General features: G+C 71.6%; 20 protein-coding genes. 2 read left to right on the forward strand and 18 right to left on the reverse strand.

The window, feature by feature from the left end:
• Positions 1-354 (reverse strand): ABC transporter substrate-binding protein (locus tag HYV93_22780; protein MBI2528794.1); only part of this gene is annotated, 354 nt, incomplete at its 3' end.
• 237 nt (positions 355-591) lie between these two features.
• On the reverse strand, positions 592-2,112 hold the full coding sequence (locus tag HYV93_22785; GenBank protein ID MBI2528795.1) for a benzoate-CoA ligase family protein: 1,521 nt from the start codon (positions 2,110-2,112) through the stop codon (positions 592-594).
• A gap of 186 nt (positions 2,113-2,298) precedes the next feature.
• On the opposite strand from HYV93_22785, the gene yqeC reads away from it, so the two are divergent.
• On the forward strand, positions 2,299-3,006 hold the full coding sequence (yqeC, locus tag HYV93_22790) for a putative selenium-dependent hydroxylase accessory protein YqeC (GenBank protein MBI2528796.1): 708 nt from the start codon (positions 2,299-2,301) through the stop codon (positions 3,004-3,006).
• Here yqeC and HYV93_22795 read toward each other — a convergent pair.
• The 4 genes from HYV93_22795 to HYV93_22810 all read right to left on the reverse strand — a co-directional run bounded on the left by HYV93_22795 (position 3,003) and on the right by HYV93_22810 (position 7,539).
• Positions 3,003-3,425, reverse strand: coding sequence for a CBS domain-containing protein (locus HYV93_22795; GenBank protein MBI2528797.1), 423 nt, complete (start codon positions 3,423-3,425; stop codon positions 3,003-3,005). The two genes, yqeC and HYV93_22795, sit on opposite strands and share 4 nt — an antisense overlap.
• A 528-nt stretch (positions 3,426-3,953) precedes the next feature.
• On the reverse strand, positions 3,954-4,337 hold the full coding sequence (locus tag HYV93_22800; GenBank protein ID MBI2528798.1) for a DUF2267 domain-containing protein: 384 nt from the start codon (positions 4,335-4,337) through the stop codon (positions 3,954-3,956).
• Between the two features lie 75 nt (positions 4,338-4,412).
• Positions 4,413-6,179 carry a sigma-70 family RNA polymerase sigma factor gene (locus tag HYV93_22805; protein MBI2528799.1) on the reverse strand — a complete coding sequence of 589 codons (1,767 nt, stop codon included), beginning with the start codon at positions 6,177-6,179 and terminating at the stop codon, positions 4,413-4,415.
• Positions 6,180-6,249: 70 nt separating this feature from the next.
• Positions 6,250-7,539, reverse strand: coding sequence for an alpha/beta fold hydrolase (locus HYV93_22810; GenBank protein ID MBI2528800.1), 1,290 nt, complete (start codon positions 7,537-7,539; stop codon positions 6,250-6,252).
• A gap of 235 nt (positions 7,540-7,774) precedes the next feature.
• On the opposite strand from HYV93_22810, the gene HYV93_22815 reads away from it, so the two are divergent.
• Positions 7,775-8,680 (forward strand): ribose-phosphate pyrophosphokinase, encoded by a 906-nt coding sequence (locus tag HYV93_22815; protein ID MBI2528801.1) that lies wholly within the window; start codon positions 7,775-7,777, stop codon positions 8,678-8,680.
• A gap of 377 nt (positions 8,681-9,057) precedes the next feature.
• Here HYV93_22815 and HYV93_22820 read toward each other — a convergent pair whose 3' ends face one another.
• From HYV93_22820 to HYV93_22875, 12 genes are all read right to left on the reverse strand, one after another.
• Positions 9,058-9,462 carry a cobalamin B12-binding domain-containing protein gene (locus tag HYV93_22820; GenBank protein MBI2528802.1) on the reverse strand — a complete coding sequence of 135 codons (405 nt, stop codon included), beginning with the start codon at positions 9,460-9,462 and terminating at the stop codon, positions 9,058-9,060.
• Positions 9,459-11,063, reverse strand: coding sequence for a hypothetical protein (locus HYV93_22825; GenBank protein MBI2528803.1), 1,605 nt, complete (start codon positions 11,061-11,063; stop codon positions 9,459-9,461). The genes HYV93_22820 and HYV93_22825 overlap by 4 nt, the downstream gene beginning before the upstream one ends.
• Positions 11,060-11,854, reverse strand: coding sequence for an SDR family oxidoreductase (locus HYV93_22830; GenBank protein MBI2528804.1), 795 nt, complete (start codon positions 11,852-11,854; stop codon positions 11,060-11,062). Before HYV93_22830 ends, HYV93_22825 begins: the two co-directional genes overlap by 4 nt.
• A 93-nt stretch (positions 11,855-11,947) precedes the next feature.
• The gene (locus tag HYV93_22835) at positions 11,948-12,745 is read right to left on the reverse strand and encodes an enoyl-CoA hydratase/isomerase family protein (GenBank protein MBI2528805.1); all 798 of its coding nucleotides are present in this window, start codon (positions 12,743-12,745) and stop codon (positions 11,948-11,950) included.
• Between the two features lie 46 nt (positions 12,746-12,791).
• Positions 12,792-13,616 (reverse strand): EF2563 family selenium-dependent molybdenum hydroxylase system protein, encoded by an 825-nt coding sequence (locus HYV93_22840; GenBank protein ID MBI2528806.1) that lies wholly within the window; start codon positions 13,614-13,616, stop codon positions 12,792-12,794.
• The gene (locus HYV93_22845; GenBank protein MBI2528807.1) at positions 13,613-14,752 is read right to left on the reverse strand and encodes an XdhC family protein; all 1,140 of its coding nucleotides are present in this window, start codon (positions 14,750-14,752) and stop codon (positions 13,613-13,615) included. The genes HYV93_22840 and HYV93_22845 overlap by 4 nt, the downstream gene beginning before the upstream one ends.
• On the reverse strand, positions 14,749-17,151 hold the full coding sequence (locus HYV93_22850; GenBank protein ID MBI2528808.1) for a molybdopterin-dependent oxidoreductase: 2,403 nt from the start codon (positions 17,149-17,151) through the stop codon (positions 14,749-14,751). Before HYV93_22850 ends, HYV93_22845 begins: the two co-directional genes overlap by 4 nt.
• Complete coding sequence (locus HYV93_22855) at positions 17,148-17,657, reverse strand: (2Fe-2S)-binding protein (GenBank protein MBI2528809.1); 510 nt, start codon at positions 17,655-17,657, stop codon at positions 17,148-17,150. The genes HYV93_22850 and HYV93_22855 overlap by 4 nt, the downstream gene beginning before the upstream one ends.
• Positions 17,654-18,658 (reverse strand): FAD binding domain-containing protein, encoded by a 1,005-nt coding sequence (locus HYV93_22860; protein ID MBI2528810.1) that lies wholly within the window; start codon positions 18,656-18,658, stop codon positions 17,654-17,656. Before HYV93_22860 ends, HYV93_22855 begins: the two co-directional genes overlap by 4 nt.
• Before the next feature lie 8 nt (positions 18,659-18,666).
• Entirely contained in the window at positions 18,667-19,293 is a 627-nt protein-coding gene (locus tag HYV93_22865; protein ID MBI2528811.1) for a PadR family transcriptional regulator, read from the reverse strand.
• Positions 19,294-19,428: 135 nt separating this feature from the next.
• A complete protein-coding gene (locus HYV93_22870) occupies positions 19,429-20,235 on the reverse strand; it encodes a hypothetical protein (protein ID MBI2528812.1) in 807 nt (268 codons plus the stop codon).
• Between the two features lie 7 nt (positions 20,236-20,242).
• Positions 20,243-21,571 (reverse strand): response regulator, encoded by a 1,329-nt coding sequence (locus tag HYV93_22875; GenBank protein MBI2528813.1) that lies wholly within the window; start codon positions 21,569-21,571, stop codon positions 20,243-20,245.
• Positions 21,572-21,579 lie beyond the last annotated feature (8 nt).

Genomic DNA, 21,579 nt, shown 5'->3' on the forward strand with positions numbered 1-21,579 from the left:
CCGCATGCCCATGAGCACGCCGCTGTGCACGGGGCCCGTGAGGATGTCGACCTTGTCCGAGTCGATGAGCTTGTCCGCCTTGCGGATGCCCACCGGGGGCTTGGCCTCCGTGTCCTCCTTGATGAGCTCGATCTTCCGGCCAGCGACGGTCCAGCTCTCCCGAGCGAAGACCAGCTCCATCGCCTGCGTGATGCTCTCGCCCAGCACCGCGTACACCCCCGAGTAGGGCAGCAGGATACCGACCTTGACGGGGCCGCCCTGCGCGTGGGCCCGGAGCACCCACGGTCCCACTGCCGCGCCGGCGGCCGCCATGGAGGTCGCGCCGAGAAACGTCCTTCGCGTCATCCGATCCATGCGTGTGTCCTCCTCAATGTGTGCGATGAGACGGTCTCGCCGGAGAGCATCGGAACGCCGCCTGCCCCCGGGAGCGATCGGGCCCCCCAAGCCTACACCGAACCCCCACGTCCCATAAACCCCCTTCTGGCCCGCGCGGATCCACGCTACCCGCTCGAGGGAGCGGCGGGTGGGAGGCGATCCCCGCTGGATCGGCCTCGCTCCAGCGCACGCGGATCACCTCGGTATGGCTCACCATCAGCGGATGTTCGCCTTCAGGACGAAGCGCTGGAGCTTCCCCGTGGCGGTGCGCGGCAGCTCGGGGACGACCACGATCTTCCGCGGGCGCTGGTGGGGGGCGAGCGTGCTCTCCGCCAGTTCGCGGAGCTCGGCCACCAGCTCGTCCGCGGGCTTCGTCTCGTCCTTCGGCACGACGAAGGCAAAGCACTTGACGAGGCCGCTCCCCTCCTCGCTCCCGACGGCGCCCGCCTCGGCCACGCCGGGATGTGAGAGCAGGGCCGTCTCGACGTCGGCCGGCGCGACCCACATGCCGGCGACCTTGAAGAAGTCGTCCTCGCGCCCGCAGTGGTAGTAGAAGCCGTCGGCGTCGCGGCGGTAGACGTCGCCCGTGCGGAACCACTCTCCGATGAAGGTGGCGCGCGAGCGCTCCAGCCGGTTCCAGTACCCGGGGCTGGCCGACCCCGTCCTGACGTGCAGGATGCCCTCCTCGCCGTCCCCGACCTCGCGCCCGCCGGCGTCCAGCAGGCGGACATCGGTGCCGGGCACGGGCGTGCCCGTCGAGCCGGGCCGGCTCTGTCCCGGCCGGTTGGAGATGACCATGAACACCGTCTCCGTCGCCCCGATCCCGTCCAGGATCTCGAGCCCGAAACGGTCGCGGTAGACACGGTAGAGCTCGGCGGGGAGGCGCTCGCCCGCCGAGACCGCGAAGCGCAGCGAACGGAACGCCGCCGGCGGCGGATCGGCCCTGAGCAGGCGGGCGAAGAAGGTGGGCACCGAGAACAGGATCGTGGGCTCGAAGCGGAGCATGTTCTCGGCGACCGCGGCCGGATCGGGCCACGCCGGGTCGAGGAAGGTGCGGGCCCCGGCGAAGAAGGGGAGGAGGAAGGAGTTGCCGAGGGCGTAGGCGAAGAAGAGCCTCGAGGTGGCGAGGACGCGGTCCTCGGCCGTCACCCCGAGCACGTCGTCGGCGTAGTGGTGGCAGGCGAGATGATCGCGGTGGAGGTGGATGGCCCCCTTGGGCACTCCCGTGGTGCCGGAGGTGTAAAGCCAGAAGGCCATGTCGTCCCCGCTCACCGGCTCGGGCCCGAGCGCAGGCGCCGCCCTCGCGCACAGGCGGTCCAGGCTCGGGAAGCCCGGGCAGGGCTCGGCGGTGACGACGGCGCGCAGGTGCGGCAGTCCCGCCAGCGCCCCGCGCAGCCCCTCCGCCGCCGCGGCGTCTGCGACGAGGACCTTCGCGCGGCTGTCGCGGAGGAGCGCGGCATAGTCCTCGGCTCTCAGGCGGGTGTTCAGCGGCACGGCGACGGCGCCGATCCGGAGGGTGCCGAAGAACGTGGCGACGAAGGGGAGCCCGTCGGCGAGGAGCATCGCCACGCGCTGCTCGGGCTCGACCCCCAGCCGGCGCAGCGCGTTCCCCGCCCGGCAGGAGGCGGCGAGGACCTCGGCGTAGGTGTGGCTCCCTGTCGGCGTCACGATGGCGGTGCGCCCGCCCTGGCCCGCGGCGATGTGCTTGTCGAGATAGGCAACGATCGAGTTGGTCATGATGACTCCACGAACTGCCGGACGATCTCCGGAGCAGGCCTTCCTTGCTGTCCGTGTGGCAGTGGCTCGCCCCGGAGGCGACATCCAGCCGGCCAGCGAGGGCCCGCACCGTGGCGCGGACTCAGGCTCTTATAGGCGGGGCCGCGCGGCTTGTCAAGGCATGCCGCCTGTGGGAAGTTGCTCGGCGTGACGCGCGCGCGCCCGCTTCTCGAGGCCTTCGACGTCGGGCCGGGCCGCGTCCTCAGCCTGGCAGGCGCAGGCGGCAAGACCGCGCTCATGTACGCCCTGGCGCGCGCCCTGCTGGCCGAGGGGCGCCGCGTCCTCACGACCACCACCACCCGCATCTACCCTCCAGGGACGGACGAGAGCCGGGCCCTTCTCGTGCTGGAGGAGCACCCCGACGGCGAGCAGGCCATCGGGCCCCTCCTGGCCAAGCACGGGCACCTGACCGTGGCCCTGCGGCGGAATCCGGACGGCAAGCTCGCGGGCATCTCCTGCGCCCTCGTGGACGCCCTCGCCGTCGCGGGCGCGGCCGAGGTGATCATCGTGGAGGCCGACGGCAGCGCCGGGCGGCCGCTGAAGGCAGCGCGCGAGGGCGAGCCGGCCTGGGCGTCCTCCTCGACCCACTGCGTGCTCGTGGTCGGGGCCGACGCCCTCGGCGCGCCGCTCGACGAGGCCCATGTCTTCCGCTCGGCGCTGGCCGCGGACATCGCCGGCGTCCCCCTCGGCGCCCCCGTCACTGACGAGGCGGTGGTGCGCCTCCTCGTCGGCCCCCGGGGCCTGGACAGGCTGGCGCCCCCGCCGAGCCGCCTCCCCCAGGAGTCGATTGCGCCCGGCAAAACCAGCGCTCGACCGGCGATCGCGTCGGGTAAGTCTTGCTCCGAAGACTCCTAGGCGGCGCTCCGGAGCTCCGCCGACAAGGCCGACGCAATATGCCCCATCTCATTGCCGAGGAGCATCAGGACATCGTCCATCGTGATGATCCCGAGCAACTTGCCGTCCTTGGCCACCACCGGGAGCCGCCTTACCCCGGTCTTGGCGAACAGCTTCGCGGCGTCGAAGATCCCCTCCTCGGCGCCGATCACGACGGGCTCCTTTCGCATCACCTCGCTCACCGGTACCGCGTCGGCATGCTTGCCCTGGGCGAGCACATCCACGAGGATATCCCGGTCCGTGAGGAGGCCGATCGGCTGGCCGGCATTGACCACCACGACCGTTCCGACGTTCTTCGCCCGCATGATGCGGGCGGCTTCCGCCACGCTCATGGTAGGGGGCGCTGTGACTACCGGCTTCGTGCATACTTTTCCGAGCATGGCCGTCCCTCCGTGAATTACGTGTTTGACCGATGATGTTGCAAGCTTGATGCCTCGACTGCATGCTTGTAGCCGAGCCTATTTCCGCTGCCAGCAGCCATGGCGCCATACGGAATTCCCGCGACACCTGAGGCATGGGCGCCTCGGCACGCGACCGCGCAGGCCGCAGAGGCATGAGGGAGGCGGTGACGAGGACCTCAAGCCGCTGACCCTGGTCCAGCTCGTGTGAGTGTGGCTGCCAGACGAAGAAGCTCATTCCCCCGGCGAGGCACCACCGGTTCCAGCGGTCGAGCAGCGGCCAGCGCGGCACCACGCCGGCCAGCACCTCGAGTGCGAGATCGGCGACCTCGCGAAAAGGGTGCGTGGCCGTGCTGGCCTGGGCGAACGCCCACGCGTCGCTCCACCACGCCGATCGGGGAGCTGGATCGAGACCGCGAGATCTTCGAGGGCGGCTGGCATCGCGGGGCGCTTGGGCATAGGACGACCTCCGCGGTAATTGCTCACGCTGCTTCGGACCAGATCGTTGCTTCATGCGGCGTGCCTGAGAAAGGTCGCGACGTCATGGGGAAAATAGGCCTCGGCCCTGGCGAGCTCACCGGGGGAGACCGCTTCACGCAGCGCACGGTACACGACGCGCACGGCGCGTGCGCCCTCCGGCGCGTGCGCGCCGAGACCCGCGGCGACGTGCTGCAGGAACGTGTCCAGATCCATGAGAAACACGCCGGGCGGCTCGTCCTGAAGCCTCGCCTTGACGGTACCGGGAAGCTGGGTGATCAAGCGGCGCCGCTTGTGGCGGTCCGGCAGGAGATGAATCAAGCCGAGGAGGACGGTGATCGCCCACCGATCGGCTTCCTTCGAGCTCGGCAAGCCTGCCAGGTCCTGGATTCGGGCGAGAAACTCGCGTTCTTCCATCGGGCTCTCCCTGCGGCCGCCTTTGACGTGCAGAGACATCCCCGGAGCATCGACCTCACCGACGGGGGGGCACGGTCAACTCGCCTCGATCAATACTCTGAGATCCCGCCCGCCCAGGGGCTCGCGGAGCTTTTGCAGCGCTCCTGTCGCGATCTGTCGGATCCGCTCCCGCGTCAACGACAGCTGCGCGCCGATTTCCTCAAGGGAGTGCTCGTGATCGGTCCCGATGCCGAATCGCAGACGGAGGATCTCCCGCTCCCTGCCCGACAACGTGGCGAGCGCCTGCCCCACCTGGGCGGCCATGTCCTCGGTGAGCACGGAGGCATCGGGAGGGGTGGCCTGCTTGTCCTCGATAGAATCGGCGAGCTTCGTCCCGCGCTCGTTGTGAATCGGCATTTCCAGGGACAGAGGCGCCGTCGGAGTCTCGAGAAGCGGTCGGATCTTCTGCGCGGGCATCCGCATCCGTCGGGCCAGTTCCTCCACCGTGGGCTCACGCCCCAACTCCTCGGCCAGTGCTCGGCGCGCGCCGGAGAGAAGAGTCAACGTCTGCACCAGGTGCACGGGGATGCGGATCGTTCGCGCACGGTCGGCGATGCCCCGCGTGATGGCCTGCCTGATCCACCACGTGGCGTAGGTCGAGAATCTGAACCCGCGCCGATACTGGAAGCGATCCACGGCCTTGATGAGGCCGACGTTGCCCTCCTGGATGAGGTCCAGGAGCGGCACCCCGCTCCGGAGATAGCGCTTCGCCACCGAGACGACCAGGCGGAGGTTGGCCTCGATCAGGGCGCGCTTGGCTTCCCTGACCACCTGGTCCTTCTCGTTGATGTGCGCCACCAGCGCCTGGAACTCCTCGCGGGGCAGGCCGATGTGCCGCTCGACCGTGCGAAGTTCCTCGGCCGCGCGTCGCGACGGTATCTCGGCTTCGAGCTTCTGCATGCGCGCATTCAGCCGCTCGAGCTCGACCACCAGCTCCTCCACCACGGCTGACCTGATGGGTAGCTCGGCGACGATCTGCTGCAGGCGTTCCCGAGCGCGAGAGATCCGTCGTTCGGCCGCCGGCGATGGTCCCCGCCGGGCGCCTTCGAGCTTGCCGATCTCCGTCGCGAGCCGGCGCACGCGGGCAAAGGCGGCCAGCACGGCCCGAACCTTCGCGGGGCTCGGCTCCCCCGTCTCCGGAAACAGGATCAAGTCGTCCGAGGGGATCTCGCGGCACCGTACGCGAGCCGCGAGGTCCAGCAACGTCTTGACCGCGATCGGAACCGCCACCAGCGCCCGGCGCAGCTCCGTTTGGCCCGCCTCGACGCGCTGGCCGATCTCGACTTCCTGCGCCGCCGTCAGGAGCTTGGCCTTGCCGATTTCGTTGAGGTACCTCTGGACCGAGTCCGGCGGTCGGGCTTCTTCGATCTCCTCTTCCTGTTCTTCGAAGGCCTCGAGCGGGCCGGCAGGGCCGGATCCCGACACGGCGGGCTCCTCGGTCGCCTCGAGAGACCGGGCCCAGGCGCGCTGCCTGAGCGCCTGTTCCAGTTCCACCTCTTCGATCGGCTCGGCGGCGGCACCCCCGACCGGGTCCACGCTGGCGACGATCAGCGAGCGGCCGGGGTGCCGTAGCAGCGGCAGGGGGAGGTGAATCCTGGAAACCGGCAGCACTCCCCGCTGGATCGCCCGCTTCCGCCATTCGCGCTCCAGGTCTCGAGCGGCGCCAGGGGAGAGGACTCGACCGGCGCGATGCTGACCGCGCTTTGATCCTTTCATCTTACTCATGGGTCCCCAGATGCCGCGGGCCGCGATCTGCGTCCCGACCATTCGTTCGCGCTCTTCCCTGAAGTCGCCCCCGGGCATGCCGACCTCATCTCGCGCTCGTGGCAGACCGGGCAACCACCGAGGTCTGGCTCCTCATGCCGCGCTCGCTTCACCGCAGGTGCCGGCCGAACCAAGCTGTCGTCAGCCTGGCCGCCTGCCCGAGCGCCTGCAAGTCGCCGAACAGGTGGTCGCCTCCAGGCACGACCTCGAGCCGCGCCGGCCCAGTCAGACCGGCCAGCAGCTCCTCGTTGGCGGCCCTGATCGGCTCATCGTATTCGCCCACGATCAACAGGGTCGGCACGTTGACGGCCGAGGCGGCCGCCTTGGCACCGGTTGGATTCGCCGAGCGAAGGACCAGGGCTCGGATCCGGGCATCCTGCGCCGCCGTCAGCAGGGCCACGGCGCCACCCGAGCTGGCCCCCATCACTCCGACCCGGCTCGAATCCACCTCGTCGAGGGCTTCCAGGAGCCCGATGGCCGCCCCGAGATCATCGACCTGCTGGTCGAGCGTACTGTCCGTCTCCGTGCCTTCGCTGTCCCCGTGACCGGTGAAGTCGAACAGGAGCGCGGCGAATCCCTCCGCCACCAGCTCCTCGGCGACTTTCCGGTTCCGGGGGCTCGCCTGACCGCTCCCCCAGCCGTGGGCGAAGACCACCGCGGGATGCGGACCCCCCGTGGCGGGCGTGAGCAGGGTCCCGGAAAGCCGGAGTCCGCGAGCGTTGGTGAACGACAGGGCCAGCCCCCACGGATTCCCCGCTATGTCCCGCTCCCCGGAACGGGCGAGCATGGCGAGCACCTGTTGGTCGGAGACCGGGGAGAAGTCCCGATAGTAGTTCCCGACAGCCACGAAGGACTCGTCCACGATCAGGCTCAGGAAACGGTCGGCCTCGCGGCGGAAGCGGCGCGCGGCTTCCCCGGCCGCGCAGGGCACGGCCACGGTGACGTCCCGGGCGCCATGGCGCCGCGCGTAGGCGAGCGCCGCCAGCATGGTAAGCCCGGTGGCCAGCCCGTCGTCGATCAACACGACGCCCGAGCCGGGAAGATAGTGCTCGAGCGGCGGCACCTTGTAGAGCGCCATCCGGCGTCGAATCTCCGCTCCCACCCGCGTCTTGGCGGCCTCGATATCCTCGGGCCGGAGCTCGAGCTGGGCCACGATGTCGGCGTCCATCAGGACCTCCCCGTCCTCATCCAGCGCCCCGAAGGCGAGCTCGGGGGCGATGGGGGCGGTGAGCTTGCGCGCGTACACGACCGTGAGCGGCAGCCGGAGCCGTCGGACCGCGGGCAGGGCCACGGCAACCCCTCCGCGCGGAATCGCGGCGAGCACGGAGGGGGGAGAAATCAGCGCCGCCAGCCGCTCCGCGAGCTGTCGGCCGGCTTCCTCACGGTCACTAAACCCCATGAACTTCCTCGATCGCTCCCCCGAGATCGGCGTGGCGCTCGGCCCCCGGAACCTGCCTCTATGGACGAGCATCGGCCGTGCCAGAATCGCTTAGCGCGGAACTGTGGAGATGTCGGCGTGCCCTGCCCTTGTCCTGGGTCGCCGGCTCCACACTGGGGCGGGCTGGCCCCATGCGGCCGGCCACAGGGCTCGGAGGGAAAATGGCCGTGGCAGGGGCCTTGCATGCTTGTCCTGTATGATCCTCTTTTCGCTTCCGGCCTACGAGGGCCTCGCCGGGGCCCTGGAGCGCCTGGCGGCGCTGGATCGCGGCCACTTCTCTATCGCGCGCTTTTCCAACGGTGAGCTGCACGCGGCCATCGACACGACGGTCGCCGACCAGGCTTGCTTGCTGCTGGGATCCGTCGCGCCGCCTGACGCGGACCTACTGTCCACTCTGCTACTGAGTCACACACTCGCCAAGGAGGGTGCTGCCCGGATCACCGCGCTCCTACCGTACCTGGGGTACTCGCGCCACGACAGGGACGAGCCCCGGAAGAGCCTTGGCACCGCCTGGGTGGGCGAGCTATTGCGCGCCTCCGGGACCACCGAGGTGATCACGGTGGACGTGCACAGTCCCCTCGCCCACAAGCGGGTCCCCATCCCCGTCCGGTCGCTCTCACCGGCGGGGCTCTTCGCCGACGCCTTGACCTCGGTCGCGCCGGAGGACCCGACGCTGGTCGCCCCCGACGAGGGCGCGCTCGAACGGTGCGAGGCGGTGAGGCGGCTGGCCGGCATCGAGCGGCCGGTGGCCTACTTCACGAAGAAGCGAACAGAGACGGGGGTCCTCCATTCGACACTTCACGGGGTCGTCGGGCCCTCGGCCGTCATCGTGGACGACATCCTGGACACCGGCGGAACCCTGATCTCCGCCTGCGAGGCCCTCGGACGCGCCGCTGTCGGGACGATCGTCGTGATGGTCACGCACGGGCTGTTCACGGGCACATCCTGGCAGCGACTGGGAATGCTCGCGGTCAGGCGCATCTACTGCACCGACACCCTGCCGCCGCCCCCGCCGAGCACGGCGCCCCCGATCGAGGTTCTTTCGGTGGCACGGCTTCTGTCGAGCGCCCTCAACGCGTCGGAAGGCGGAACGGCGGGCTAGCTCGAGCGATCCCGGGAACCGGCTCGAAATGTCGGAGCCGCCGGCTACCCGGCGCGCCCCATTTGCCCTCTTCCTCACTTCGCTACGGACGGCGCCCCGTGGTCCCCGACTGGGTCGACGCGCAGGATCAGGCCGTACTTCGCAGCGAGGACGAGCGCGCCCTCGTACTCCCTCCCCGTGATCGGCCGGTGGTCGATCGTCCCGTTCGATAGGGCCGATCGGGCGACGGGCGCCCCGGGCGTGGCGGGCTGGCTTCAGGCCTGCTGGAGCGCCGCGAACGCGTGGCTGTAGAGCTCGACGCTCACCTGGGCTTCGAGATCGTCTGCGTGTTCGACGGCATCGGGCGGAAGCGGCAGCCTCGGACGGGGGAGCCCGGGTCACGGTCTTCGAGCGCTCGTGACCAAGCTCCGGATCGCTGCGGGGATGTCCTCCGCCGACGAGGTGGGGCCGAAGGTCGCGGCCACGCCCTTGTCCCGGAGGAGAGACTCATCGCCCGCGGTGAGGACCGAGCCGCCGACGACCACTGGGATCGACAGCCCCTGCTGACGGAGAAGCGCCAGCAGCTCGTCGATGTAGTGCAGGTACTCCCACGAGTGGCACGACAGGCCGATGACGTCGGCATTCTCGTCGCCCGCGGTCTTGACGATGCCGGGAGGCAGGTTGAACCGGCCGAGATAGATCACCTCCATGCCGGCATCACGGAGGAGGCGGGCCACGGCCACGGCCCCGACCTCGTGCTGGTCGAGGCCGAGCATGCCGATGAGCACTCGGACCGGCCTCACAGCGGCGACTCCATCATGCCGAAGGGATCGCCGGGGACGCCGTAGGCCGCGCGCAGCACCCAGGCCATCTCGCCGATGGTGGCCCCGGCAGCCGTGGCGGCGATGATGGCCGGCATCAGGTTCTCGCCCGGGTTCCCGGCGGCCCGCCTCACGCCCGCGAGCGCGCCGCGCACGCCGCGGGAGTCCTGCGAGCGCTTGTGCTCGCGGATCCGCCCCACCTGCTCCCGCGAGGGTTCGATCTTCTGCTCCGCCACGTCCCGCAGCAGGGTGTCCTCGTGCGCGGCCATCCGGTGGACGTTGACACCCACCTGCGGCCTCGTGCCCTCCCGCACGTCCCGCGCGTGGCGCTCCATGGCGTCCTGGAAGAGCCCCCGGAACCAGCCCCGGTCGCAGAGCGCGCCGGGGTCGCCCAGCCCCTCGATGCGCGCCACCATCTCCCGGATGCGTCGCTCCAGCTCGTCGGTGAGCGCCTCCACGTAGTACGAGCCGCCCAGGGGGTCGGCCACGCGCGCGGCATTGGTCTCGAGCGCGATCACCTGCTGCGTGCGCAGTCCCACCAGATGGGCCTCGGGGCTGGGCGTGCGGAAGGCCTCGTCGAAGCCGGAGATCTCGATGCCCTGCACCCCGGCCAGGGCCAGCGCGAGCGCCTGCGTGGCGCCGCGGACGATGTTGTTGACGGGCTGCTGCGCCGTGAGCGAGAGCCCCGAGGTATGCGAGGCGATGTTCACGGCCAGCGACCGCGGGTCCCGGGCGCCAAACTCGTCCCGCATCATCCGGGCGTAGAGCCGCCGGGTGGCGCGGATCTTGGCGATCTCCTCGAAGAAGTCCATCCCGCAGTTCACGAGGATGGCGACGCGCGGGGCGAAGGCGTCCACGGGCACGCCGCGGCGGCGGAGCTCCCGCACCACGTGGCGGATCTCCACGAATCCCAGCGCCATCTCCTCGACGGCGTCGAGCCCACCGTCGCTGATGTAGTAGGTGTCCTCGAGGAAGGCGTGGAAGCGCGGCATCTCGCGGCTCGCGAACTCGATGGAGTCGGCCGTCATCCGGAGCCTGAGCGGGAAGGGCATGTGGGTGGCGTAGCCGCAGTCCTCGCAGTAGAAGGGCGGCTGGACGATGGAGCCCCTGAGCCGCGCCGGCTCGATCCCGCGCTCCCGCGCGGCGAGGTAGAAGCCCGCCATGCCGAAGAGCGGGGGCAGCGACTGCGAGACCGTGAGCCCGTCGAGCGGCAGGTCGGCGTAGAGCTGGCGGTAATCGTCGAGGCAGCAGAGCGAGACCCCCTGCGTCCCCACTGCGTGCGCGGCGGCCGGATGGTCGGCATCGAGATAGGCCATGGTCGGGGTGTCGCCGATGACGTCGATGCCCGTCGCCCCTGTGCCGATGAGGTACTTGAGCTGGGCATTGGAGCGGGACGGCGTGCCCTCTCCCGACAGCTCGCGCTGGATCCAGGCCGACGCTCCCTGCTCGGGCGGCCGCCGGCCGCGCGTAAAGGGGAAGGCGCCGGGGTCGCCGAGGGCCTCGTCGTAGCGGAGCTCCGCCACGTCTCCGGGGCCGTAGACGGGCTTGAGTGGGATCCTCGAGCGGGTCGCGCGCTCCGTCATGGGGGCCTCCTCGCCGCGCCGGCCTCCTTGCGGCTCCCCAACGCCGCCGCATTGAGCCTGAGCCCGCCGTCCACCGGGATCTCGGCCCCGTTGATGAAGGCGGCGCGGTCCGAGACGAGGAAGGCGATGAGGTGGGCCACCTCCTCGACCTCGCCGAGCCGGCGGGCCGGCGTCACCGCCACGGCACCCTCCCTGATCTCGACGGGCATGGCGGCAACCAGCGGCGTGGCGATGAGCCCCGGGAGCACGGCATTGCAGGTGATGCCGTCCCGGGCATGCTCGAGGGTCACGGTCTTCGTGAGGCCGAGCAGCCCCGCCTTGCTCGCCGCGTAGCCCACCTGGTTGTGCAGCCCCCCCAGCGCCGCGACGGAGGACACGTTGACGATCCGCCCCCAGCGGCGCTCGGCCATGGAGCCGATCACCGCCTGGATCATGTGGAAGGCGCCCGAGAGGTTCACGCCGATCTCGCGCTGCCACGCCTCGGGCATCATCCGCGCCACCGGGGCGATATTGCTCACGATGCCGGCGTTGTTGACGAGGATGTCGATGGGCCCCAGCGCCTGCCGCAGCGCCTCGACGCCCTCTCGGACCCGAACGGGATCGGCGATATCGAAGACCACCGAGGCGGCCCGGCCGCCCCCCTGCTCGATGACCGCGGCGGTCTCGGCCACCTCCGGTACGACGTCCACCACGCCCACGCGGGCGCCCTCCCGCGCCAGCAGCAGCGCCGTGGCCCGGCCGATGCCCCGCGCCGCCCCCGTGACTACGGCGACCCGGTTCTCGAGCCGCATGCCTCTCACCTCCTCACAGCCCGTGATGCTTCCACGGCGGTCGCTTCTTGCCCACGACGGAGCCGGCGTCCCGCACCCGGCGCTGCCGCGCCATCACCTGCCCCTGAAGACAGCCGTCGAGCGCGTGAGGAACGCCCGGTGGCCGGCCAGCCAGTCCTCCGAGCGGCAGAGGTAGCTGAAGGTGTCGGTCTCGAAGGCGATGCCGTCCCTGAGCGGCCGGCCGATGCCGTGGAGCACGGCCTGCTTGGCGGCGCGCGTGGCCAGGGGGCCGTTGCCGGCGATCTGCTGGGCGATCTCTGTGGCCCTGTCCCTCAGGCGGGCCAGCGGGACCACGTGGTTGACGAAGCCGATGCGGTACGCCTCCTGGGCGTCGTAGATCTTGCCCGTGAGGATGATCTCCATGGCCCGGCCCAGCCCGACGATGCGCTGGAGCCGGGAGCAGCCGCCGTCGCCGGGCATGAGCCCCCACTTGATCTCCTGGTGGCCGAAGGTAGCGTGCTCGGCGGCGATGCGGATGTCGCAGAACTCGGCCAGCTCGTGCCCGCCGGCGATGCAGTAGCCGTTGATGGCGGCGATGATCGGCGTGTAGATCTCGTAGCCGCCCGAGATCCCCGCCCAGCCCGGGCCCTGGAAGGCGCGCCGCCGGTTCTCCTCCTCGGAGGTGTCGCGGATGTAGGGGATGAGCGTCTTGAGGTCGGCCCCGCTGCAGAAGGCCTTGTCGCCGGCGCCGGTGAGGATCGCCGCCCGCACGTCGCGGTCGCGCTTGACCTCGTCCCAGACGGCCAGCAGCGCCCCGGACGTCTCGGGGTCGATGCAGTTGTGGACCTCGGGGCGATTGAGCGTGACGTATGCCAGCGCCCCCCGCTTCTCGTAGAGCACGGTGTTGGGCATCGGGAGCCTCTCCTCTCAGACCGCAGCGGTGGGCGCCCCGGCCGCCTCAGCGCGCGGCCGTCCCGGCCGTGGTGGCGCGCGCCCGGAAGTGGAGGATCGCCTCGAGGACTCCGCCTGCCACGGAGCGGGCCTTGTCCGAGACGCTGAAGCAGTGCTCGGTGCGCGCGCGGGGATCCACGTCGCCGATCTTCTGGCCGGCGCGCACCCGGCTTCCCTCCCGGACGAGACCGCGCAGGACTCCCGCGATCCGGGCGGTGACGGGCTGTCCGTCGACCTCGCCGACAAGGGCTCCGGCCTCGACCCGCTCGCCGATGGCCAACCGCGCCCGGAGGCATCCCGCGGCGGGGGCCCGGAGGAGGCGCTCGGCGCCGAAGCCTCCGATCTCCCCCGGCACGCCCGTGTTGGGCTCCGCCTGCCCGTCGAGGATCACCGAGCCGAGGGCGTGGCCGCGATTCGTCTCGATCACCGCGTCCACGTCACCGCCCGCGGTGAAGCCGGGCCCGAGGCCGATGACGACCGGGGCCTCGCCCCGCGCTGTCCCGAGATTCGTCTTGGCCATGCGCGCGTCGACGACGGCGGCTGGCGCGAGGGCGGTCCGGGCTCGGTCCTCCGGATCCACGAGCACGGCCACGGCCCCCGAGCGCGCGAGGCGGCGCGCCTCGGCCACGCTCGCGCAGAGCCGCGCGCGGGTCCCCTCCACCGACACGGCGCCCTCGTGAACCACCTCCGAGAAGGCCACCGCCCGCCTGACGGCGGTGGGCGCTGCCAGCTCCGTCATGACGACGGCGAATCCGCTCCGGACGAGCCTCACCGCGCAGCCGGTGGCGAGGTCACCCGCGCCCTTGATCAGCACCAGGGGCCGGGGCCTCATCGGGCGGCGCACCGCCTGGCGGCGGGGAGCCCCGCGCCGCAGCGTACCTGGACCAGCTCCGCGGCGATGGCCACGGCGATCTCTGCCGGCGTCTCTGCGCCGATGCGGAGCCCGATAGGCGCCCGCACCCGCGCGGTGAGCTCAGGGGGCACCCCCGCTGACTCGAGGTGGCGGAACACCTCCTGGACGCGGCGGCGGCTGCCGATCATCCCGATGTAGGCCGCGTCCGAGGCGATGACCGCCCTGAGCGCGGCCTCGTCGTGCTGATGGCCGCGAGTGACCAGGACGAGATACGTGGAGGGCCCGATGGGCCGCGTCGCCAGCACGGCCTCCACGGGCCCCACCAGGACGGTATCGGCCTCCGGGAAGCGCTCGCGGCTGGCGAAGGCGCCCCGGTCGTCCAGCACCGTGACCTCGAAGTCGAGGAGCTTGCCCAGCCCGGCCAGTGGCAGGGCGATGTGCCCCGCCCCCACGATGACGAGCTCGGGCCGGGGAGCGCGCGCCTCCACGAACACGCCGAGCCCCTCGCCCTCGTCACCGCGCTCCCAGGACGAGCCCGACGGGCGTAGCCAGGCGAGGCGGCTTCCCCCCGACGCCAGGGCCGCCGCCGCCAGCTGGCGGAGCACGGGATCGAGGCCGCCGGGGGCTGCACCCAGGAGCGCCCCATCCGGCTCCGCCAGCCACTTGGCCCCCACCGGGATCGCGGCGGCGCCTGGCGGGTTCGCCACCGCCACCAGGCAGGCGACGGGCCGGCCCGCGGCCTCCGCCCTTTCCACTCCGCGCACGACGTCGAGATCAGGGAGCCCGACGGCCACCCGAGGCTCCCAGCGCCAGCCGTCCACGAAGACCTCCATGACGCCGCCGCAGTTGGTGGGGCTCAGATCGTTCATCTCGCCGGTCAGGTCCACCTGGCAGATCCGGGGCCGCCCCTCTTCCAGCACCCGGGCGGCCTCCCAGAAGACCTGCGCCTCGCCGCAGCCGCCGCCCACGCTACCCACGATGGCGCCGTCCCGGCGGACGATCATGCAGGCGCCGACTTCCCGGGGTGTGGAGCCGCGCGCCGCGACGACGGTGGCCGTGGCCACCGGCTCCCCCGCCTGCGCGAGTTCGGCCAGGCGGCGGTAGACGCTGCTCACCGGCCCTCCTGGCGCCCGCCCCGCGCGCGCGCCGCGTCCAGCGCCGCCAGGACCCTGGCCGGCATGATGGGGAGGCTCGTGATGCGGACGCCGGCGGCGTCGTACACGGCATTGGCCACCGCGGCCATCACACCCGAGACGGCGCCCTCGCCGACCTCCTTGGCGCCGAAGGGGCCGTGGGGCTCTTGGCTGTGGATCATGCCGCTCACCATGGCCGGCGTGTCGTGAGTGATGGGGATCCGGTAGTTGAGGAAGTCCGGGTTGAAGACCTGCCCCTCGCGGAGGTCCACGCGCTCCTGCAGCGTCTGCCCCAGCGCCATGGAGACGCAGCCCTCGATCTGGCCCTCGACGATCTGGGGGTTCAGCGGGAAGCCGCAGTCGTGGTAGGTGACGACGCGGAGGACGCGCACCCGCCCCGTCCAGGTGTCCACCTCGACCTCCGCGAGCTGGGCGGCGAAGCCGTAGGCCTCGGTCCAACGCCCCTTGGCCGTGCTGAGGCTCGGGTGCAGCCCCGCGTCGGGGACGCTCTTGTGGTACCCCTTGCCGATGATGGGGTCGCCGCTGGCCTGCTTCACGCTGGCGGCGATGATCGCGCCGTAGGAGAGCCGGCGGTGGGCGGCCCCCTTCACCGACACGACCTTGTCGCGCGCCTCGAGGTCGCGCACGTCGGCCTCCAGCAGCCGCGCGGCCATCTCCAGGAGCTGCCGCCGGGCGTCCTCGGCCGCCAGGCGCACGGCCTTGCCGGTGACGAAGGCGCCGCCTGACAGGAAGCTGCCGAACTCGATGGGGGTGAGCTCCGTGTCCCCGGAGACGATGCGGATGTCCGAGAGCGGCACGCCCAGCTCCTCGGCGGCGATCTGCGACAGCGTCGTCTCCGACCCCTGTCCCATCTCCACCGTGCCGGCGAAGAGCGTGGCCCCGCCGTCGTCCGCGAGCTTCAGCACCGCCGCGGAGGCGAAGGGGTAGTACGGCGACCCGCTGAACATGGAGCAGGCCGACAGCCCGACCCCCCGCTTGAACCGCTCCGAGCCCGTCCAGTGGCTCTGCCGGCGCTTCGCCCCCCAGCCCCCGTCGCGAGCCGCCGCCTCGATGGCGTCCTTCAGGCCGCAGGAGCGCAGGACATCGCCGCTCGTCGGCATGACCTCGCCCTGGCTCCGCGCGTTCCGCCGCATCAGCTCCACCATGTCGATGCCGAGGTCCTCGGCCAGCATGTCCATGTGCGAGTCCACGGCGAAGCGGATGAAGGGGGCCCCATGGCCCCGCTTGGGGCCCTTCACGGGGTTGTTCGTGTACACGGCGAGGCCCTCGTAGCGCAGGGCCGGGACGCGGTAGACGGGGATGTTGTACGAGTAGCAGAGAAAGATGACCACGGGACCGGTGCCGCGGTAGGCACCGGTGTCCACCACCACCTGGATGTCCTGGGCCGCGATGATCCCCTCCCGGCTCACCCCGGTCTTGACGCGCACCGTCGCCTGGAAGTCCATGCGGGTGGTGGTGAGCGACTCCTCGCGGGAGAGCTCGATGAGCACGGGGCGCCCCGCCTTGCGGCTCAGGAGCGCGGCGGCGATCTCGTAGGGGAAGACGTCGATCTTCCCGCCGAAGGCCCCGCCCACGTAGCTCTTGTGGATGCGCACGTGGCTCGGCGGCAGACCCAGGGCCTTGGAGAGCACGAAGCGCTTGTAGAAGATCCCCATGCTCGAGACATGCATGTTGAGCTTGCCGCCCTGGTCCCAGAAGGCCACCGCGGCGTGGGGCTCCAGCGGCGCGTGCGCCACCGGCGCCACCTCGAAGCGGTCCTCCCGGACGTGGTGCGCGCCGGCGAATCCCCCGCCGAGGTCGCCGAACTCGACGTAGGTGCGCGCGGCCACGTTGTCCTGGCGCGGCACGGGCTCGGACTGGGGGCGGCCCCGCGCGCCCCAGTCCTCCCAGATGGTCTTGCCAGGATAGTCGGCTTCGTGCACCAGGGGGGCGCCGGGGGTGAGGGCGTCGGGGGCGGTGAAGACCGCGGGCAGCTCCTCGTGGTCCACGCGGATGAGCCGGAGGGCCTCCTCGGCCGTCTCGGCGTCCACCGCGGCCACGGCGGCGATCTCGTCGCCGATGTAGCGCACGCGGTCGAGCGCCAGGGGCGGCTCGTCGGCCGGGTAACGGGGCGTGTCGACGAAGGCCACCCTGAGCCCGGCCGTGTCGCGCCCCGTGACCACGGCGTGGACGCCCTTGAGACGCTCCGCCCGGCTCGTGTCGACGTTGAGGATGCGGGCATGAGGCCACGGGCTTCTGAGGATCTTCCCGCGCAGCATGCCGGGCAGCCGCACATCGGCCGTGTAGCCGGCCGCGCCGGTCACCTTCTCCCGGGCATCCACGCGAGGCAGCGGCTTGCCGACGACTGTGTAGTCGCTCATGCGCGCACCTCAGGGGCGACAGAGCCGGGGAGCCCGGGCTGCCTCATGCGCCGGATCGCGGTGCGGACGGCGTCGAGGACCTTCACGTACCCCGTGCAGCGGCAGAGATTGCCCGACAGCGCCTCCAGGATCTCGGCCTCCGTGGGCTCGGGACGCTCGTCGAGCAGCGCCGTGACGGTGATCAGCATGCCGGGCGTGCAGAAACCGCATTGCACGGCGCCGTGCTCGACGAAGGCTTCCTGCACCGGGTGCAGCCCGCCCCCCCGGGCGAGGCCCTCGACGGTAACGATCTCGTGCCCCGAGGCCTCCACGGCCAGCGTGAGGCAGGAGCTGACCGGACGGCCGTCCAGGAGGACCGCGCAGGCGCCGCAGGCCCCGAGGTCGCAGCCCCGCTTGGAGCCCGTCAGCCCGAGGTCCTCACGCAGCACGTCCAGCAGGGTCCGCTCCGGGCGAACCACCAGGTCGTGGGTCTGGCCATTCACGCTGAGCTGGACGAGCTCCTTCATCGCGTCCTCCATCCCTGCGCCAGCGCGGCGGCGCGCTCGACCGCATCCACCGCCATGAGCCCGGCCAGGCGCCGCTTGTGCGGCACGGCGTCCGTGAGGAAGAGCGCCCCGAGGGAGCGCGTTGCCAGCTGCGCCAGCTCCCGGTCGCCGGCGGCGGGGACCGGACCTCCGGCGAGCGCCGCCTCGAGTTCGGGCAGGCGGCAGGGCGCCGACCGGGCCCCGGTGAGCGCGATGCGGGCGGAGGCGATCGTTCCGCCCCCCGACAGCGCCACCGCGGCGGCGATGCCGAGCAGCGGGAAGTCGATGGAGTCGCGGGGGCTGTGCTTGAGATAGGCGGTCCCCGAGCGCGCCGGAGGGGCGGGCACCGCGATCTCCGTCAGGATCTCCGCCCCGCTCTTGGCCAGGGGCTGGAGCCCCTCCCCCGAGTACAGCGCCTCCACCGGCACCGCACGCTCGCCGGCGGGGCCCGCCAGGGTGGCGCGGGCGCCCACGGTGATCAGCACCGCCGGCGTGTCGGCGGAGAACAGGGCGACGCAGACGTTCTGCTTCTGGTTCACATAGCACTGCTGGCCGCCGGCCTTCTGGCAGGGAGGCCGGCTGGCCCGCCAGGCCTCCGTCTGGTTGTAGTACCAGCACCGCGTGTCGAGACAGACATTGCCGCCGAGCGTGCCGCGATTCCTGAGCAGCGGGGAGCCCGCCTGGACCGCCGCCTCGGCCAGCGCCGGACACACCGCACCGACCAGCGGCGAGCGGGCAACGTCGGCGAGCGTCGCGAATGCGCCGATGGACAGTCCCCCGTCGGCGGTGATCGCGATCTCCCGGTGGCCGGGGATGCGCGCGAGACTCACCAGGTGGCGCGCCTGGAGGACGCCGTGCTTCAGCGCGGGGACGAGATCGGTGCCGCCGGCGAGGGGGGCGGCCGCGTGGCCGTGCTCCTCCAGCAGAGCCACGGCCTGGGCCAGCGTGCTGGGGGCGTGGTACTCGATCCGGGTCGCTGTCATGGCTGCCCTCAGGAGGTCATGATGAAGTCGGCAGGGTCCGTCGCCCGCGCCGCGCCCGTCCTGGCGCCTCGGTGCTGGAGCTGTGCCGCGGCCCACTCGCACCACTCCGCGTACATCCGCTCGTAGCGGATCCCCTGCTCGAGGACGAGGTAACCGCAGGCCAGGGCCTCGTCGGAGGTCTCGGGCAGGGCTCCGTAGCGCGCCTCCAGCGCCGCCTTGATCTCCTCGAACTCTTCCTGGATCCGGCGGTGCTCCCCGCCGTGACCCCTGAGGTAGAGCACGGCGCGCTCGGGGGGGAGCAGATCGGCGTAGAACGTCCGGAGCAGCATCTCGTCCTTGATGGGAGCCACCGGCGTCGGGCGGTCGAGCCAGCTCCTCAGCGCCGTCTCGCCGGCGGCCGTGATGGCGAAGCGGCGGCTGTTGGGGCGCCTCTGCTGCACCGTGACCCGGGATACCAGGAGGCCGAGTCCTTCCATGCGCTTGAGCTCGGCGTAGATCTGGCTCCGCTTGGCGTTCCAGAAGAAGACGACCGAGCGCCCGAAGCGCTTGAGGATTTCCCAGCCGCTGAGCGGGCGTCTGGCCAGGAGGCCGAGGAGGGCATGCTGCAACGTGAGCGGGTCTGGCTTTTCCGGCATCGGAATGCTCCTGCGCCGGAATATGCGCCGCGAGAAAGAGGCCGACAATGGGGCAGATGGCTCATTCCTCTAGAGCGAATGCTGAGGACGCGGCCGCAACCGACCAGGGGGGCCCGGGAGCGAGGACTGAAGGAATTACCGGCTGGGGTGGCGCTGCGCTGGGGGCTCCCACACGCCGGGGGGGTCATAGGCGTCGAAGGTGCCGTGGAACTTGTGACGCCGGTCTCCGTGAGCCCTCCACACCGCTCCCAGGCTCTCGAATCCGGACAGGTAGCGCAGCGCCGACTCCGCCGGCTCGGCCATGGGCATGTCACCGCTCTCGTAGCGCTTCACGCCCTCCCGGGGATCCATCCAGAAGCCCTCGGAGGCCTCCTCGGTGAAGAGCCGCGGCGCTTGCCCCGCGGGGAGCGGCGCCAGGAAGAAGCGCGCCGTGAACCGGATGGGGCTCGAGGAAGGCGTGATGAAGTGCGAGAGGTAGTGGAAGGGCGCCAGGTCGAGATACCAGCTCTCGCCAGAGAGCAGGGCCGCGAAGGCCGTCTCGTCGGCCATGAGCCTCCGCCGCAGCTCCTCGACCCGCGAGAGCACGCCCGGATCCGTGACGCGAAGGGGCCGCCCCTCGCCGTCGGTGGCCGCGAGGATCCCCGTCTCCTCGAGCAGCTCCCGCGCCGCGGTGACCCAGAAGGCCAGCGGCGGAACCCCGTCGCGCTCCGGGAAGCATCGAGCGGCCTCGGACGCGTCCAGGCCCCGGCAGCGCCCGAAGGCGGACTGGGTTGCGTCGAATGCGTCCACCTTGCCCCCGGGGAAGGCATAGAAGCCGCCGAGGAAGCGCATGCTCCTCTGCCGGCGGATCAGGTAGGCCTCCACCGGGCAGGCCTGCCCCGGACGCACCAGCAGCACCGAGGAGGCGGGCCGGGGGTCGACGGGCGCCGCGCGGCGGGTCACGCCCGCCTCACGACGAGGCGGCGTCCGCCCGGCGCAGCCGGGCCAGCTGCGCCAGGAGCGCATCGGCCGAGATGGGCTTGGCGATCACCTGGTCCACGAAACGGCTGGCCTCGCTGGCAGTGACCCCCTCGCCCCACCCCGTGAGGAGAAAAACGGGGGTCTCGGGCGAACGCGCCTTCACCCCCTCCGCCACCAGCCAGCCGGTCATGCGCGGCATGCCGAGGTCGGTGATCACCACGTCGTGAGCGGCGGGATCGAAGATGGCCAGGGCCTCGTCGCCGCTGGACGCCGTGGTCACCGCATGCCCACCGGAGCGCATCATGTCCGACAGCACCGTGAGCAGGCGCTGGTCGTCGTCCACCAGCAGGACCCGGGCCGCCTGCCCCGGCCCGACCGGCTCCACCAGGGCCTCGGAGGGCGGGATGATCTGGAAGCGGCTCGCGTGCAGCCTGAGCCGCACCGTCGTTCCCTTGCCCTCAGCGCTCTCGATGCTGAGACTGCCCCCGTGACGCTCGACGATGTCGGCCACATCCGCAAGCCCCCGGCCCGGATGCCCGCCCGGAAGCCCGCCGAGCGAGCGGTCGGCCACCCGGCGCCGGATCTCCTCGGGCATCCCCACCCCCGTGTCGCTCACCTCCAGCACCACCCACCCGGACTCCTCGCTGGCAGCACGCACCCCCAGGGTGCCGCCGTACGGCATGGCGGTGACCGCGTTGAGAATGAGCTGCACCAGCGCGTCCCGGAGCTCGAAGCCATTGCCCTCCACCGGGGGGATGGCCTGCAGGTCCTGGGTGACCGCGATGACGACGCCGCTCCGCTCCGCCTCGTCGCGCCAGCGCGGGGCCGTCATCTCCAGCGCCTCGGCCACGACGCCCGGCAGCCCCACGGGGCCGAAGGCCACCTGCGGCTCGCGCGAGACGAACTCCTGGAACCGCCGCACCGACACCGAGGCCTCCACGGCCACGTCCCGGATCACCTTGAGCCGGCGGACGGCGGTCTCGCCCTGGACCTCCTTGAGCAGCAGCTCGGTGTAGGCCAGGATGGCCGCCAGCGAGTTGTTGAAGTTGTGGGCCAGGCCCCCCACCGTCTCCCCCAGCGTGCGCAGGTCGATGGTGCGGCCGAGCGGCGCCGGGGAGTCCTCGAGACGCCGCGTCAGCTCGCGCGCCCAGCTCCGCAGCGCCAGCACCGACCGGTCCATCTCGACCTTGGTCCGCGACATCTGGCGGGCGATGTCCCGGATCTCCTCGTGATCGGCGAAGAGGAGCGGGAAGGCGGGCGCCTCGGGAGCGTCCCGGGCGACCCATTGCGACACCCTGCGCCGGAGCTCCTCGAGCATGCCCCCGA

The sequence above is a fragment of the Candidatus Rokuibacteriota bacterium genome, assembly GCA_016188005.1.
Taxonomy (GTDB): Bacteria; Methylomirabilota; Methylomirabilia; order Rokubacteriales; family CSP1-6; genus UBA12499.